General features: G+C 70.2%; 13 protein-coding genes and 1 pseudogene. 6 read left to right on the forward strand and 8 right to left on the reverse strand.

From position 1 onward, the window contains the following. Positions 1-67: 67 nt before the first annotated feature. The 3 genes from OHO27_RS29680 to OHO27_RS29690 all read right to left on the reverse strand — a co-directional run bounded on the left by OHO27_RS29680 (position 68) and on the right by OHO27_RS29690 (position 3,339). Positions 68-1,099: a ketoacyl-ACP synthase III gene (locus OHO27_RS29680; protein ID WP_328428029.1), complete on the reverse strand. Its 1,032-nt coding sequence runs from the start codon at positions 1,097-1,099 to the stop codon at positions 68-70. 15 nt (positions 1,100-1,114) lie between these two features. After that, complete coding sequence (locus OHO27_RS29685; RefSeq protein ID WP_328428030.1) at positions 1,115-2,044, reverse strand: ACP S-malonyltransferase; 930 nt, start codon at positions 2,042-2,044, stop codon at positions 1,115-1,117. Positions 2,045-2,133: 89 nt separating this feature from the next. Beyond that, on the reverse strand, positions 2,134-3,339 hold the full coding sequence (locus tag OHO27_RS29690; RefSeq protein ID WP_328428031.1) for a PucR family transcriptional regulator: 1,206 nt from the start codon (positions 3,337-3,339) through the stop codon (positions 2,134-2,136). A 299-nt stretch (positions 3,340-3,638) separates the two neighbouring features. Between OHO27_RS29690 and OHO27_RS29695 the strand changes: the two genes are divergently transcribed. Both OHO27_RS29695 and OHO27_RS29700 read left to right on the forward strand, forming a co-directional pair. Beyond that, positions 3,639-4,301 carry a pirin family protein gene (locus OHO27_RS29695; RefSeq protein ID WP_328430594.1) on the forward strand — a complete coding sequence of 221 codons (663 nt, stop codon included), beginning with the start codon at positions 3,639-3,641 and terminating at the stop codon, positions 4,299-4,301. An 85-nt stretch (positions 4,302-4,386) separates the two neighbouring features. After that, on the forward strand, positions 4,387-6,654 hold the full coding sequence (locus OHO27_RS29700) for an MMPL family transporter (protein ID WP_328428032.1): 2,268 nt from the start codon (positions 4,387-4,389) through the stop codon (positions 6,652-6,654). Here OHO27_RS29700 and OHO27_RS29705 read toward each other — a convergent pair. Further along, positions 6,626-7,441, reverse strand: coding sequence for a serine hydrolase domain-containing protein (locus OHO27_RS29705; protein WP_328428033.1), 816 nt, complete (start codon positions 7,439-7,441; stop codon positions 6,626-6,628). The two genes, OHO27_RS29700 and OHO27_RS29705, sit on opposite strands and share 29 nt — an antisense overlap. Positions 7,442-7,460: 19 nt before the next feature. Then, a complete protein-coding gene (locus tag OHO27_RS29710; protein WP_328428034.1) occupies positions 7,461-7,931 on the reverse strand; it encodes a GNAT family N-acetyltransferase in 471 nt (156 codons plus the stop codon). Between the two features lie 97 nt (positions 7,932-8,028). Between OHO27_RS29710 and OHO27_RS29715 the strand changes: the two are divergent. Together OHO27_RS29715 and OHO27_RS29720 are read left to right on the forward strand one after the other, a co-directional pair. Next, positions 8,029-8,484: pseudogene (locus OHO27_RS29715) on the forward strand (MerR family transcriptional regulator); the annotation flags it as partial. 89 nt (positions 8,485-8,573) lie between these two features. Beyond that, a complete protein-coding gene (locus OHO27_RS29720; RefSeq protein WP_328428035.1) occupies positions 8,574-9,587 on the forward strand; it encodes an aldo/keto reductase in 1,014 nt (337 codons plus the stop codon). Between the two features lie 115 nt (positions 9,588-9,702). On the opposite strand, the gene OHO27_RS29725 is transcribed toward OHO27_RS29720, so the two are convergent. The 3 genes from OHO27_RS29725 to OHO27_RS29735 form a co-directional block, all read right to left on the reverse strand. Further along, positions 9,703-10,560 (reverse strand): DUF4429 domain-containing protein, encoded by an 858-nt coding sequence (locus OHO27_RS29725; protein WP_328428036.1) that lies wholly within the window; start codon positions 10,558-10,560, stop codon positions 9,703-9,705. A gap of 66 nt (positions 10,561-10,626) precedes the next feature. Then, entirely contained in the window at positions 10,627-11,850 is a 1,224-nt protein-coding gene (locus OHO27_RS29730) for an alpha/beta hydrolase (RefSeq protein WP_328428037.1), read from the reverse strand. Between the two features lie 93 nt (positions 11,851-11,943). Then, positions 11,944-12,570: a TetR family transcriptional regulator gene (locus tag OHO27_RS29735; protein WP_328428038.1), complete on the reverse strand. Its 627-nt coding sequence runs from the start codon at positions 12,568-12,570 to the stop codon at positions 11,944-11,946. Between the two features lie 66 nt (positions 12,571-12,636). Here OHO27_RS29735 and OHO27_RS29740 point away from each other — a divergent pair, with 66 nt between their 5' ends. Together OHO27_RS29740 and OHO27_RS29745 are read left to right on the forward strand one after the other, a co-directional pair. Continuing rightward, entirely contained in the window at positions 12,637-14,256 is a 1,620-nt protein-coding gene (locus OHO27_RS29740; RefSeq protein ID WP_328428039.1) for a DHA2 family efflux MFS transporter permease subunit, read from the forward strand. Positions 14,257-14,468: 212 nt separating this feature from the next. Then, positions 14,469-14,774, forward strand: a complete 306-nt coding sequence (locus OHO27_RS29745; RefSeq protein ID WP_328428040.1) for a small hydrophobic protein — start codon at positions 14,469-14,471, stop codon at positions 14,772-14,774. Positions 14,775-15,138 lie beyond the last annotated feature (364 nt).

Consider the following 15,138-nt stretch of genomic DNA (forward strand, 5'->3'; position numbering starts at 1 on the left):
CGCCCGCCGCGGCAGCGGCAGGTGGTGCTTTTTCCCGTGCCGGTTCGCATGATCCGGCACGGAGTGCCTAGGGGAGAGTAACGACCGTGGCGGCGTAAACGAGACCCGCCCCGAATCCGATGACTAGTGCGGTGTCGCCGCTCTTCGCCTCGCCGGTCGCCAGGAGCCGCTCCATCGCGAGCGGAATCGAGGCGGCCGAGGTGTTGCCGGTGGTGCGCACGTCGCGGGCGACCGTGACGTGCTCCGGCAGCTTCAGTGTCTTCACCATCGAGTCGATGATCCGCTCGTTGGCCTGGTGCGGGATGAAGACGTCCAGGTCGTCCGAGCTGATTCCGGCCGCGTCCAGCGCCTGCTGGGCGACCTTCGCCATCTCGAACACGGCCCAGCGGAAGACCGCCTGGCCCTCCTGCGTGATCGCGGGGAACTTGACGTTGCCCTCGCTGTCCAGCGGAAGCTTGGAGACATCGCCGATCCGGAACTGGTCCCACGGCACCGTCTGCTTGATCGTCTCGGACTTGTCGCCCTCCGAGCCCCACACGGTCGGGCCGATGTGCGGCTCCTGGGCGGGACCGACGACGACCGCGCCGGCGCCGTCGCCGAACAGGAAGGCCGTCGCGCGGTCCTCCAGGTCGGTGAGGTCGCTCAGCCGCTCCACGCCGATGACGAGGACGTACTCGGCGGACCCCTCGACGATCATGCCCTTGGCGAGGGTCAGGCCGTAGCCGAAGCCCGCGCAGCCGGCCGAGATGTCGAAGGCGGCGGCCTTGTTCGTGCCCAGCTTGTCGGCGATCTCGGTGGCGACGGCCGGGGTCTGCCGGAAGTTCGAGACGGTCGAGACGATGACGCCGCCGATCTGCCCGGCGGTGATCCCGGCGTCCGCGATCGCCTTGCCGGACGCCTCGATCGACATCGCGGCGACGGTCTCCTCGTCGTTCGCCCAGTGCCGCGTCTCGATGCCGGAGCGCGAACGGATCCACTCGTCGGACGAGTCGATCTTCTCCAGGATCACCTCGTTGGGCACGACCCGGATCGGACGGTACCCGCCGACGCCGAGGATGCGCGCATACGGGGCGCCCTTGCTGGGCTTCAGCTTCGCCATGCTCAGGGCTCCTTGTCAGGCGTGCTCTGCGATGAGCTCGCGAGCAGCGTCCAGGTCGTCGGGGGTCTTGAGTGCCAGGGTCTGCACACCCGGCAGGGCGCGCTTGGCCAGACCGGTCAGCGTGCCGCCCGGGCACACCTCGATCAGAGCCGTGACGCCGAGCTCCTTGAAGGTCTCCATGCACAGGTCCCAGCGGACCGGATTGGCGACCTGCCCGACGAGACGCTCCAGCACCTCGGCGCCGGTGGCGACCGCCTTGCCGTCCTTGTTGGAGACGTAGGTGAGCCGCGGGTCGCCGGGCACGAGCTCCTTGGCGGCCTCGGCCAGCTTCTCCACGGCGGGGCCCATGTGGTGCGTGTGGAAGGCACCGGCCACCTTCAGCGGCACGACCTTGCGCACGCCCTCGGGCTTGTCCTCGTTCAGCGCGGCGAGCTGCTCCATCGTGCCCGCGGCCACGATCTGCCCGGCGCCGTTGATGTTCGCGGGAGTCAGGCCCAGCTTCTCCAGGTGCGCGACGCTGACCTCGGGGTCGCCGCCGAGCAGCGCCGACATGCCGGTCTCGGTGATCGCGGCGGCCTCGGCCATCGCCAGGCCACGGGCGCGGACGAGCCGGACGGTCTCCTCGTCGGGGAGCACCCCGGCGAGGGCGGCGGCGGTCAGCTCGCCGACGCTGTGCCCGGCGATCGCACCGACCTTGCGGGGCAGCTCGGCGGGGTCGTCGAAGAGCATGTACGCGGAGGCCAGCCCGGCAGCCACCAGCAGCGGCTGGGCGACCGCGGTGTCACGGATCTCCTCCGCGTCACCCTCGGTGCCGTAGCGGACGAGGTCGAGCTGCACGGCGTCGGACCATGCCTCGAGGGCACCGCGGACACCGGGGAGTTCGAGCCAGGGGGTCAGGAAGCCGGGCGTCTGGGCACCCTGGCCGGGAGCGACGAGTACGAGCACTCTCACACTCTCTCTTGGGGACGGGCACGGCCGCCCGTGGGGACAAGGACGAAGAACACGAGGGGGTTTTGTGGGCCCCCGACAAAAGCCTAGAGCTGGAGATCGCCGTCGACCAGACGCCCCAGGATCAGCGCGATCCGCAAAGTGAACGCGGAGCGTACATCGGACGGCGACCAGCCGGTGACGTCAGTCACACGTCGAAGCCGGTAGCGCACGGTGTTGGGATGCACGAACAGCATCCGCGCGGCGCCCTCCAGACTGCTCGCCTGTTCGAGATAGACGGAGAGCGTCTCCAGAAGGGCCGACCCAGCCTCCTCAAGCGGTCTGTAGATCTCCTCCACCAACTGCTCGCGCGCACTGGGATCGCCCGCCATGGCACGCTCCGGAAGCAGATCGTCCGCGAGGACCGGCCGTGGGGCGTCCTGCCAGGCGGTACACGCCTTCAGCCCGGCCGCCGCGGCCTGCGCGGACCGCGTGGCGGCCAGCAGATCGGGCACGACGGGCCCCGCGACGACGGGACCTGCGGCATAGGGCCCGATCAGCGACTTGGCGACTGCCAGCGGGTTGTCACTGCCACCGGCGATGACGACCAGCCGGTCCCCGAGCACCCCGGTCAGCACCTGAAGCTTGGCGTGCCGGGCGGCCCGCCGGATGGCCTCGACCGTCAGCTCGCTGTCCCCGTCGGGCGCCGTCCCGAGCACCACGCACACATGCTCCGGCGAGTTCCAGCCGAGCGCGGCGGCCCGTGACACGGCCCCCTCGTCGGCCTCGCCGCTGAGCACGGCGTTCACGACGAGCGACTCAAGGCGCGCGTCCCAGGCACCGCGTGCCTCGGCGGCCTGGGCGTAGACCTGGGCGGTGGCGAAGGCGATCTCACGGGCGTACACGAGCAGCGCCTCGCGCAGCACGCTCTCGTCGCCGGGAGCGGCGACCTCGTCGATGGCCGACTCCATGACCTCGATGGTCGTGCGCACCATCTCGACGGTCTGGCGCAGGGTGATCGCGCGGGTCAGCTCGCGCGGGGCGGTCCCGAAGACGTCGGTGGAGATCGCCTGGGGCGCGTCGGGATGCCGGAACCACTCGGTGAAGGCGGCGATACCGGCCTGGGCAACGAGGCCGATCCAGGAACGGTTCTCCGGGGGCATGGCCCGGTACCACGGCAGCGTCTCGTCCATCCGCGTGATGGCCTGCGCGGCGAGCGATCCGGAGGACTTCTCGAGCCGCTTCAAGGTCGCGGCGTGCTGGTGGACGGCGTGCGCGGCGGCTTGGGAGTTACGGGCTACGGGTTCGGGCACGGGGACAAGACTGCCTTATCCGGACGCGAGTGCGTGCCAGAGGGTGCTGTGCTCGATGTCTCGGTCGCCTTCGGGGCGCCTCAGCCGGTGTCGAGACGACGATCGTGCTCGACCCTTCGGGCCTCCGCGCTCCCCCAGAGGGGGTGCCCCCAGTCGTCTCGACACCCGGCGCGCCCCTACGGCTCCCTCGCGGCCGGTGTCGTCGGACCAGGCGCGCTTGGTGGGCACTTACCGTGTCCGGCTGCTTGGTGGGCACTTGCCGTGTCCGGCCGCCCGGCAGGGCTACCGTGGTGCCCGTGATGGACGTACGGCGCGCCGCGGAGCGCTATCCGGGAGGGGATCCGGCAGCGGGCATCGAGTCACGCCACGCCTTCTCCTTCGGCCCGCACTACGACCCCGACAACCTCCGTTTCGGCGCGCTGATCGCCTGCAACGAGGAGCGGCTCGCCCCCGGCGCCGGCTTCGACGAGCACCCCCACAGCCACACCGAGATCGTCACGTGGGTCGTCGAGGGCGAACTGACCCACCGCGACTCCACGGGCCACGAGACCCGGGTCGGTCCCGGCGACGTACAGCGGCTCAGCTCGGCGGGCGGCGTACGGCACGTGGAACGCAACGACGCCGACACGCCCCTCGCCTTCATCCAGACCTGGCTGGCCCCGCTGACGCCGGGCGGCGACCCGGCGTACGAGATCGTCCACGGCATCGCGGACTCGACGCCGTACGCCGTCCCGGAGGCGGGCGCGATGCTCCATGTGCGGCGGCTGGGGGCGGGGGAGCGGACGGCGGTGCCGGACGGGGCGTTCCTGTACGTGCACGTCGTGCGCGGCGACGTGCGGCTGGACGGTGCGGAGCTGGGCGCCGGCGACGCGGTGCGCATCACGGACGCCAAGGACGTGGAGGCGGTCGCGGTGAGCGCGGCGGAGCTGCTGGTGTGGGAGATGGCCCCAATGGCCCAGTAAGCGTGGGGCTCAGGATGCCGGGGTGATCACAGGGACTTCAAATGAAGGGGTCGGACACTCGCTCGGCAGAGAAGAGCCGGGGGCCATGACCAAAGGCAGAGCAGCAGGCGGAACAGCAGGGGGACAGGACAGGACCCGAACCGGGGGACTGCGACGGCTCGGTGAGTGGTGCGCCCGGCACTTCGTGATCGTGATCGTCGCCTGGGTCGTGGCGCTCGGCGTGCTCCAGGCCCTCAACCACATCCACGGCGGGGAGTACTCGGACAACTTCGCCCTGTCCGACGTGCAGTCCGAGAAGGGCCTGGACATTCTCAAGGAGCATGATCCGCAGGCCGGCGGCTACAGCAGCCAGATCGTCATGCACGACGCCGACAAGGCCCTGACCTCGGTCAGCTCGCAGATGTCGACCACCGTCGCCGACCTCCAGAAGCTGCCGAACGTGCTGTCCGTGCAGAACCCGCTGGAGGCCACCTCCTCGAAGGTCGGCCCGCTGTCCTCGGACGGACAGACCGGCTACATCACCATCCGCTTCAACGAGCAGCCCTCCCTCCTCGGCGACAGCTACCTGAAGGGCGTCGACAACGCCGTGGAGCCGCTCAGACAGGCCGGCGTCGACGTCGAGTACGGCGGATCGCTCGGCGAGCTGGAGCGGCCCGCCGGCAACGACCGGATCAGCGAGGCGATCGGGTTCGCCGTCGCCATCGTCGTCCTGCTGGTCGGCTTCGGCAGCGTGCTCGCCGCCGGACTGCCGCTGGTCACCGCGCTGATCGGGGTGGTCGGCGGGCTGGCCTGCCTCGGGCTGCTCGCGATCGCGTTCACCTTCGCCACGGTCTCGCCCACCCTGGCCACGATGATCGGCCTCGGCGTCGGCATCGACTACGCCCTCTTCCTGCTCACCCGGCACCGGCAGGGCCTCATGGACGGCGCCGATCCGGTGCGCGCCGCCGGCCACGCCGCCGCCACCTCCGGACGTGCGGTGCTGGTCTCCGGCACCACGGTGATCGTCGCCCTGATGGGCCTGTGGGTGTCCGGTGTGAGCTTCATCGGCCTGCTCGGCGTCGCCGCGGCCGTCACGGTCGTCTCCGCCGTCCTGGGCGCGCTGACGCTGGTCCCGGCCCTGCTGGGGCTGATCGGCCGCAACGTCGACCGCTGGCACGTGCGCAGGCCCATCGCCGAGACCGAGGCCGGGGGCGACACGTCCCAGGGCACCTGGCACCGCTATGCCAAGCGCGTGGAGCACCATCCGTGGCGGTACCTGTCCGCCGGCGTGGTCACCGTCGCGGTGCTGGCCATCCCCGTCTTCTCGATCCAGCTCGGTCACATCGGCGACGGCGCCGACCCCACGTCCTTCACCGACCGGCGGGCCTTCGACCTGATGACGGACGCGTTCGGCGCGGGCTCCAACGGGCCGCTCACCGTCGTCGTGGACCAGACGAACGTACCGGAGTCGCAGCGCTCCGACCTGGCCTCGAAGACCCAGCAGGCCCTGAACGACGAGTCCGGGACCTCCTTCGTCAGCCCGCTGATGCCGACGCAGGACGGTGACGTCCTGGTCGGCACGGTCTACTCGTCGGTGTCCCCGCAGAACAAGGACACCACCGACCTGACCAACCGGCTCTACGACCACACCCTCCCCGACGCGGCATCCGGCACCGACGCCAAGGGCTACGTCACCGGGACCACGGCAGCCCAGGTCGACTTCCGCGACATCGTCGCGGCGCGGCTGCCGGTGATCATCGCCGTCGTGGTGGGCCTCGCCTTCCTGATCGTCCTGGCGGTCTTCCGTGGCCTGCTGGTCGCCGTGAAGGCGGCCGTCCTGAACGTCCTGTCGATCGCGGCCTCGTACGGCGTCGTGGTCGCCGTCTTCCAGTGGGGCTGGGGCGGGCCCGCGCTGGGGGTGCACGGCAAGGTGCCCATCGAGAGCTATGTGCCGATGATGATGTTCGCCATCATCTTCGGCCTGAGCATGGACTACGAGATCTTCCTGCTCTCCCGGGTGCACGAGGCGTGGCTGCGCACCGGGGACGCCAAGGACTCGGTCGCCCATGCCCTGGAGATCACCGCGCGTGTGATCACCTGCGCGGCGCTGATCATGGTGAGCGTGTTTGCGGCCTTCATCATCAGCGACAACATCGTGGTCAAGATGCTGGGCCTGGGCCTCGCCGTCAGTGTGCTCATCGACGCCACGGTGGTCCGGCTGCTGATGGTGCCCGCCGTGATGACGCTGCTGGGCAAGCACGCCTGGTGGACGCCTCGCTGGCTGGACAGGATCCTGCCGCACATCGACACCGAGGGAGCGGGCGAGGCACTCGGGGCGGGCACGGCTACATCTGGGCGAGCACCGCGTCCGTGAACGCCGGCCACGCCTCGACCGCCCAGGGCCCGAACGCCCGGTCCGTCAGCGCGACGCAGGCCGCGCTCGCGACCGGGTCGATCCACAGGAACGTACCCGACTGTCCGAAGTGCCCGAAGGTACGCGGCGAGGACGCCGACCCCGTCCAGTGCGGCGACTTGCCGTCCCGGATCTCGAAACCGAGCCCCCAGTCGTTGGGGTTCTGGTGCCCGTACCCCGGCAGCACACCCTTCGTCCCCGGGTACTGCACGGTCATCGCCGCGGCGACCGTCCGCGGGTCCAGCAGCCGCGGCGCCTGCACCTCCGCCGCGAACCGCAGCAGATCCTCGACCGTCGACACCCCGTCCTTCGCCGGCGAACCCTCCAGCGACGTACCCGTCATGCCCAGCGGCTCCAGCACGGCCTGCCGCAGATACTCCGCGAACGGGATGTCCGTCGCCTTGGCCACATGGTCCCCGAGCTGCTCGAAACCGGCGTTCGAGTACAGCCGCCGCTCCCCGGGCGGGGCCGTCACCCGGTGCTCGTCGAAGGCCAGCCCCGAGGTGTGCGCGAGCAGATGCCGCACCGTCGAGCCCTGCGGCCCGGCCGGCTCGTCGAGCTCGACGGCCCCCTCCTCGTACGCGACGAGGACCGCGTAGGCGGCCAGCGGCTTGGTGACCGAGGCCAGCGGGAAGCGGTGCGCGACGGGACCGTGCGTACCCAGGACCGTGCCGTCCGCCCGTACGACACCCGCCGCGGCGGAGGGAACCGGCCAGTTCTCGATCAGTGCGAGGCTGCTCAGCGACATGCCTGTGAGCCTAAGCCGCTCACAGATACAACCGCATCGAGGGGTCCGTGTCCCGGGTGAAGCCGAGTGCCGTGTACATCGGCTCGGCGTCTGCGGACGCGGTGAGCATGACGTGACTGGCACCCCGCTCGCGGCACCAGGCCAGCAGCTCCTCCATGCAGGCGCGCGCGTACCCGCGGCGCCGGGCCTCCGGGTCGGTGGCGACGCTGAAGACGTACCCGATCATCCCGTGCGGATGGCCGGCCCGCCCGATCCGGTACTCCAGCGTCCCCGCCACCAGCGCGGCGAGCGTCCCCGGCCGCTCGGGGTGATCGACGACGAACGCCGCGAAGTCGCTCCGCGGCTCGGCGAGCCTGGCCCGCAGCGTCGGCAGCGACTCCCGGTGCCACTCCGTCGAACCGGCCGTCTCGGCCAGCGAGTCGATCATCACCTGGCGCAGCCGCAGCACTTCGGCGGCGTCCTCGGGCAGGGCACGGCGTACGGGACTCATGCCCCGCACGCTAACCACGGTGATCACGCCATGTCCCGCGGTTTTCTTACCGTTTCCGCTTGCTTGGAGCGCACTCCAAGGCCATAGCGTGGAGCGCATGACGGTGATGGAGACCACGAGTACCAGGACCGACAGCTGTGCCGCCCCGCCGCATCCGCACCGGCGGCCTGCAGGCCAGGACAGCTACACGATCAGCGAGGTCGTCGCCTTCACCGGCCTGACGGCCCACACCCTGCGCTGGTACGAGCGGATCGGCCTCATGCCGCACATCGACCGCTCGCACACCGGCCAGCGCCGCTACAGCAACCGCGACCTGGACTGGCTCGACCTCGTCGGCAAGCTGCGGCTGACCGGCATGCCGGTCGCCGACATGGTCCGGTACGCCGAACTGGTGCGCGAGGGCGACCACACCTTCGGCGAGCGCTTCGAGCTGCTGGAGACCACCCGCCGCGACGTCCTCGCCCGGATCGCCGAGCTCCAGGACACGCTGGCCGTGCTCGACCGGAAGATCAGCTTCTACGCGGACGCGGGCCGTCTGTACGAGCAGGACAAGTACAAGCAGGACACGTACAAGCAGGACAAGTACAAGCAGGACACGTACAAGCAGGACACGTACAAGCAGGAGAAGGCGGAGCAGGCCGGATGACGGACAGCAGGATCGCGACAGCACGACTCGGCGCGCAGGGCCCCGAGGTGGGGGTCCAAGGCCTCGGCTGCATGGGCATGAACTTCGGGTACGGCCCCTCCGACGCGGAAGAGTCCAGGGCGACCCTGGAGCGGGCACTGGAGCTGGGCGTCACGCTGTACGACACGGCCGACGCGTACGGCGCCGGGGAGAACGAGAAATTCCTCGCCCCCTTCTTCAAGGCGCATCGCGACGAGGTCGTCATCGCCACCAAGTTCGGCCTCGCGATCCACCCGGACGACCCGACGAAGCGGATCATCCGCAACGACACGCCCTACATCCGCCAGTGCGTCGAGGCGAGCCTGAAGCGCCGCGACGTCGAGGCGATCGACCTCTACTACATGCACCGCCGCGAGGTCGACGTCCCTCTGGAGGAGACCGTCGCCGTCATGGCGGAACTGGTCCGCGAGGGCAAGGTCAAGCACCTGGGCCTGAGCGAGGTGACGGCGGCCGAACTGCGGGACGCGTACGCCGTCCACCCGATCGCGGCCGTGCAGTCCGAGTGGTCCCTGTTCAGCCGGGACATCGAGACGAACGTGGTCCCGGCAGCCCGCGACCTGGGTGTGACCCTGGTCCCGTACTCCCCGCTGGGCCGCGGCTTCCTCACCGGCTCGTTCGCCAAGGCCGAGGACCTGACGGCCGGTGACTTCCGCCGCCAACAGCCCCGCTACACGGGCGAGAACGCAGCGGCCAACGCCGCCCTCCTGGACCCGATCCGCACGGTCGCCGAGGCCCACGGCGCCACCCTCGGCCAGATCGCACTGGCCTGGGTGCAGCAGCGAGCCTCGGTCCACGGCCTGCCGATCGTGCCGATCCCGGGCACGCGCAGGCCGGCCAGGGTGGAGGAGAACGCTGCGGCGACGAGGATCGTGCTGAGCGAGCAGGAACTGACCCTGCTGGAGCCGATCGCGGCGAAGGTCTCCGGCAACCGCTACGCGGACATGTCCTTCACGTCCGCGGGCAGGGAGTAAGAGCAATCTTCGTAGGCGCCGTCGGCTGCAGCACACCCAGGGGCGCGGGGAACTGCGCGACCAGCCACATCGGACCCGCACCCGCCGAACAACCGAACCCGGCAGACGCGCAGCCCTACAGCTCGGCCAGCAACTGGGCCTTCTTGGACGAGAACTCCTCATCCGTCACCAACCCGGCCTGATGCAGCTCCCCGAGGTGACGAATCCGCTCGGCGATGTCGGCAGGATCCCGGCGCGGCACAGCCGCAGCCGGGACAGCCGCATCCCCCGCGGAGCGATCCCGCACCGCCGACAACACCGCCGCAGCGAACGGCAACGACTCATGCACCGGCCCATACCCCAACCCGAACACCACAGCCGCCGGGTCGTGATCGGCCTGCGCGGTCCGGTCGTCCACGGCGTCCCGCTGCAGCAACCGCAGGTGCCCCTCGAAGACTTCCGGCGACCGCCACTCGACCCCGCTCAACTCGGCGACGGCGAAGCTCTGGTCCCCCGCCTTCCACTTCGCCGACGAGGCCCCCGTCCAGAACCAGCGGAAGCGCACGTTCTCCCCGTCGAAGGACGCCTTCCCGTCGTACGCCTTGAACGACAACGGCACATCCGGCGCGCCCACGAGGAACTCGTCCGCCGCGCCCGACTGCGTCAGCTGCGCCCGCAACTCGTCGGCGTAGTACTCGGCCAGCGTCTCCCGCTCGGCAGGCAGCACCAGCCGATATGGATCGCCGCCTTCCTTGAGCTGCCCCGCCGCCGCCTCCATCAACGGATCGGCACCGGGCCGCAGTTCGACGCGCAGCACGACCGTCCCGCGCCGACCCGGCGTCAGCGTCACGCCGGCGATCGCCTCCAGCGGCACCCGGCGTTCCCCAAGCGCCTGGAAGAGCTTGGGTGTTCGAATCCCTCGTTCGTAACGGATGAGCACGGAGTCGGACTCGAACTCCCAGGCGGCATGAAATCCGGCCAGTACGTCACCCATGCGGCTCATCGTATGCGGCACGTGCTCCTCCGTCGCCACCCCGCGCACACCGCAATTCCTGTGCTTCTACGCGCGTCCGGCCGACGCCGTGTCGGACAAACCCACCCGACAGGCCTCGGCATCGTCCGCGCACTGCACGGAGTCGTATGCGCCAACCCCGATCTCGGCGAAGTTCGCCACACTGTCCGTACCCGGCTCGAAATAGCCGCCGTGTCCCTTCGCCTCGCGCGCCGACAGCACGCGCGCCCCGAACGCCGACGACACCGGGTCCTCGCCGTGACCCAGCCCGCCGACCTCGAGATACGGCACGTCCTGGACCCAGTCGTCCGCGTCCCGCATCGCCCACACATGCGCGGACGTGCGCAGGTGGGATGCCTTCGCGACCCGCATGCCGGGACTGCCCGCCACCGCTATGTCGGCCACGCGGTCCGGCAGCTCGGGCGCGGCGAGGCCGCACAGCACCGAGCCGTAGCTGTGGCAGAAGAGGGAGACCGGCGAGCTGCCTGGCAGGCCGCGCACCAGCGCGTTCAGCCGTACGGCCCCGCTCTGCGCCCGCATCGCGGTCGCCGACTCGATGCCGAGTCCGCCGGGCGAGGTGTAGTCGGCCCAGGCGATCACGGCCGTACGCGTCGAGGGGCTGACCTCGCGCTCGGTCGCGTACAGGGACTGCGCCATGCCCACCGGTGCGGAGTACTTGCGGCTGGTGTTGGTGCGCTGGAAGGTGAGCACGTCGGTGTCGACGCCGGGGACGACGACCGAGATCCGCTCGGCCCGGTTCAGATCGCCGAACACCTCAGCGACCCGCCCCGCGCCGTCCGGGTCGAAGGCGAGGATGTGCCGGTCCGGCTCCATCATCGCCTCGAAGCGGTGCATACGGCTGCCCGCCTCGCGCTGACCGGCGGGCGTGAGCCGTTCGTCGTGCATCCGTTTGCGCTCGACCTTGCGGGCCTGGTCGAGGGCGACACGGTTGGCGCTGTAGCGCAGCTCGACCGGCGCGCCGTTCATGTTGCCGACCGCGAGCGGATAGCGCTGGACGAGGCCGGCGCGCTGCGCATCGGTGAGCGAGGCGAAGAACCGGGTGAGCTTCGCGGGGGAGGAGTCGGCGTCCGGCAGGGGGTGACCGGTGATGCTGCCGTGCTCCCAGGCGCTGATCGAGGCCTGCAGCGGTGCGGCGTTCCGGTGGTGCTGCAGGGCGGTCCAGCCGGTGGTCGCCAGCATCACGAACACCACGGCCAGTGCGAGCAGTGCGCGCCAGACGTTCAGTTGCGGGGTCGTGTCGAAGGAAGTCACTGGGAGGACACACTAGGAGAACGAGAGGGTCTCGCGTTAACCAAGTGATGGGTATCACGTTTCGATCAAGACGGTGTTAACGGGCCGATGACCTCAGCGTGTTCGCCAGCTCTCGCTGAGTGCCGGGCCGACCTGTTCGAGATGTGAGACGGTCAGTGCCCGCATAGCGTCCAGGCTGAAGTCCTCCCCGGTGCTCCACTGACGCTCCGTCAGCCGCATCACGCCGCCGAACACGGCCACTGCCAGCCGCGGTCGCGGATCGGTGTCGAGGTCGACCCCCTCGCGCTCGGCGAGGATGCGCGCGATCGCCTCCTCGATCTCCGCCGAGCGGCGCAGATGTGCGGCGAGCAGGACGGGCGTCGACTCGATCACCTGGTACATCCGCAGATACAGCTCGACGGGTGCGACGGCCTCGATCGCCTCGTTGAGCGTGTCCCAGCCCTCCAGCACGGCCTGGCGCAGTGCCTGCATGGGGGCCTCGTGCGGCGGGCGCTCGCGCACCGCCTCCAGGAAGTGCGCCACCGTCATGTCCTGAAGGGCGAGGGCGGCCTCCTCCTTGCCGGCGAAGTAGCGGAAGAACGTGCGCTGCGACACGTCGACGGCCGCCGCGATGTCGTCGACGGTGGTGTGCTCGTAACCCTGGGTGGTGAAGAGCTCCAGTGCGGTACGCAGCAGTGCTTCCCGGGTGCGCTGCTTCTTGCGTTCGCGCAGTGTTTCCATACGTGTCAGTTACCGACTTGTGAATTGGTTTGTCAATTGTCAGTGGCTGTCATTAGCCTCGAACGTATGACTAGTCAGACCACCATCAAAACGACGGGGCCGGGGGACCAGGCACCAGTAGCCCCGTCGGATGCGACGCCGGCCAAGGGGCTGCGAGGCCACCCTTGGTTCACCCTCATCACCGTCGCGGTCGGGGTCATGATGGTGGCCCTGGACGGCACCATCGTGGCCATCGCCAACCCGGCCATCCAGAAGGACCTCGGCGCCACCTTCGCCGAGGTCCAGTGGATCACCAACGGCTACTTCCTCGCCCTCGCGGTCGCCCTGATCACCGCCGGCAAGCTCGGTGACCGGTTCGGGCACCGGCAGACCTTCCTGATCGGCGTGGTCGGCTTCGCCGCCGCCTCCGGTGCGATCGGCCTGTCCAGCAGCATCGCGGCGGTCGTCACGTTCCGTGTCTTCCAGGGCCTGTTCGGCGCGCTGCTGATGCCGGCCGCGCTCGGCCTGCTGCGGGCGACGTTCCCGGCCGAGAAGCTCAACATGGCCATCGGCATCTGGGGCATGGTCATCGGTGCTTCCACCGCCGGCGGCCCGATCCTCGGCGGCGTCCTCGTCGAGCACGTCAACTGGCAGTCGGTGTTCTTCATCAACGTGCCGGTCGGCATCCTCGCCGTCGTACTGGGCGTCGTGATCCTCCTGGACCACCGCGCCGAGAAGGCCCCGCGCTCCTTCGACATCCTCGGCATAGTCCTGCTCTCGGCGGCGATGTTCTCTCTGGTCTGGGCCCTGATCAAGGCCCCGGAGTGGGGCTGGGGCGACGACAAGACGTGGCTGTTCATCGTCGGGTCGGTCGTGGGCTTCGCGCTCTTCGCCTTCTGGGAGACACGGGTCAAGGAGCCGCTGATCCCGCTGGCCCTGTTCCGCTCGGTCCCGCTCTCCGCGGGTGTCGTGCTGATGGTCCTGATGGCCATCGCGTTCATGGGCGGCCTGTTCTTCGTGACGTTCTACCTGCAGAACGTCCATGGCATGAGCCCGATCGACGCCGGCCTGCACCTGCTGCCGCTCACCGGCATGATGATCGTCGGCTCGCCGCTCGCGGGCGCGATGATCACCAAGTTCGGTCCGCGCGTGCCGCTGGCCGGCGGCATGGCGCTCACCGCGATCGCCATGTACGGCATGTCCACGCTGGCGACGGACACCGGCAGCGGCATCATGTCGGTCTGGTTCGCCCTGCTCGGCCTCGGCCTCGCGCCGGTCATGGTCGGCGCCACGGAGGTCATCGTCGGCAACGCGCCCATGGAGCTGTCCGGTGTGGCCGGCGGTCTCCAGCAGGCCGCGATGCAGATCGGCGGCAGCCTCGGTACGGCCGTCCTGGGCGCCGTCATGGCCTCCAAGGTCGACAGCGACCTCGCCGGCAACTGGACGTCCGCGGGCCTGCCGCCGCTCACCGCGGCCCAGGAGGCCCAGGCCTCGGAGGCGGTCCAGGTCGGCGTGGCGCCGCTGGCTCCCGGCACGCCGGACGCCATCGCCGCGAAGATCACGGACGTCGCGCACGACACGTTCATCTCGGGCATGAGCCTGGCGTCCCTGGTCGCCGCGGGCGTGGCGGTCGTCGCGGTCTTCGTGGCGTTCCTCACCAAGCGGGGCGAGAACGCGGAAGCGGGTGCGGGCGCGGCCCACATCTGACGGGATTCCACGGGATTCCAACGGAGTTCGCCTATCAGAGTGACTCCGCCGAAGAACCCTCCCCTCCGGCAAGCGTGCAGGTCACAGTGGGTCAAGCCAGGGCCTGTGGCGCGCTGCCGGAGGGGGTCGGCGCGCCACAGGCCCGGACGCGCAGGCATGAGCCGCGCACTGTGGGTACTCGCCAAGTCGAACGCCGAATCAGGGAGTTGACGATGGCGGGCTTCTCGCACGGAACGCGCAGGCACCCCCGCTCACGTGGCCGTACGTGGTCACGGACCGGGCCGGATCGCGCGACTCTGGGGATCGTCGGAACCATCTGCGCGGTCGCCGGTTTCTTCGTACTGGGCCTCATCCTCGGCCCGGCAGCAATCATCTGCGGCTGGCTGGCCATGGGCCGAACCTGGTCAGGAGCCCGCCCCGTCCCCGCCCTGATCGCGGTGGTCCTGGGCGCCATCGACACCCTGCTGGCCATCTTGTGGCTCGCGGGGACGGCGACACCGGGGAACGGCTTCTTCTGACAGCGCTACGGGCGAACGTGCCTGGGCCGGCTGCGGGCAGCCCTGCTGAGCCGGCCGGGGGCGTCGGCGCGGCTGCACGTACGCGTGCCGACGTGGCCGGGTGCCCGGACCCACGTAGCTGCGGGTGATCGTGCCCGTGGTGCTGCGCCCGTCGGCGCGGATGTGGCCGGGGCGCCGGCCCCGCATGGTCGCGGGCGACTGTGCCGAGGTGGCTGCGCCCAGCGTGCCGATGTGGCCGCGGGTGTCGGGTCCCACCTGGCTGCGGGCAACCGTCGTGCCGGTGTGGCTGCGCCCCCTGCTGCAGAAATGGCCGCGCCCCCTGCACCAACGCACTCGCGGGCGCCGTGCCCACCTGGCTGCGGGT

The sequence above is a fragment of the Streptomyces sp. NBC_00443 genome, assembly GCF_036014175.1.
Lineage (GTDB): Bacteria > Actinomycetota > Actinomycetes > Streptomycetales > Streptomycetaceae > Streptomyces.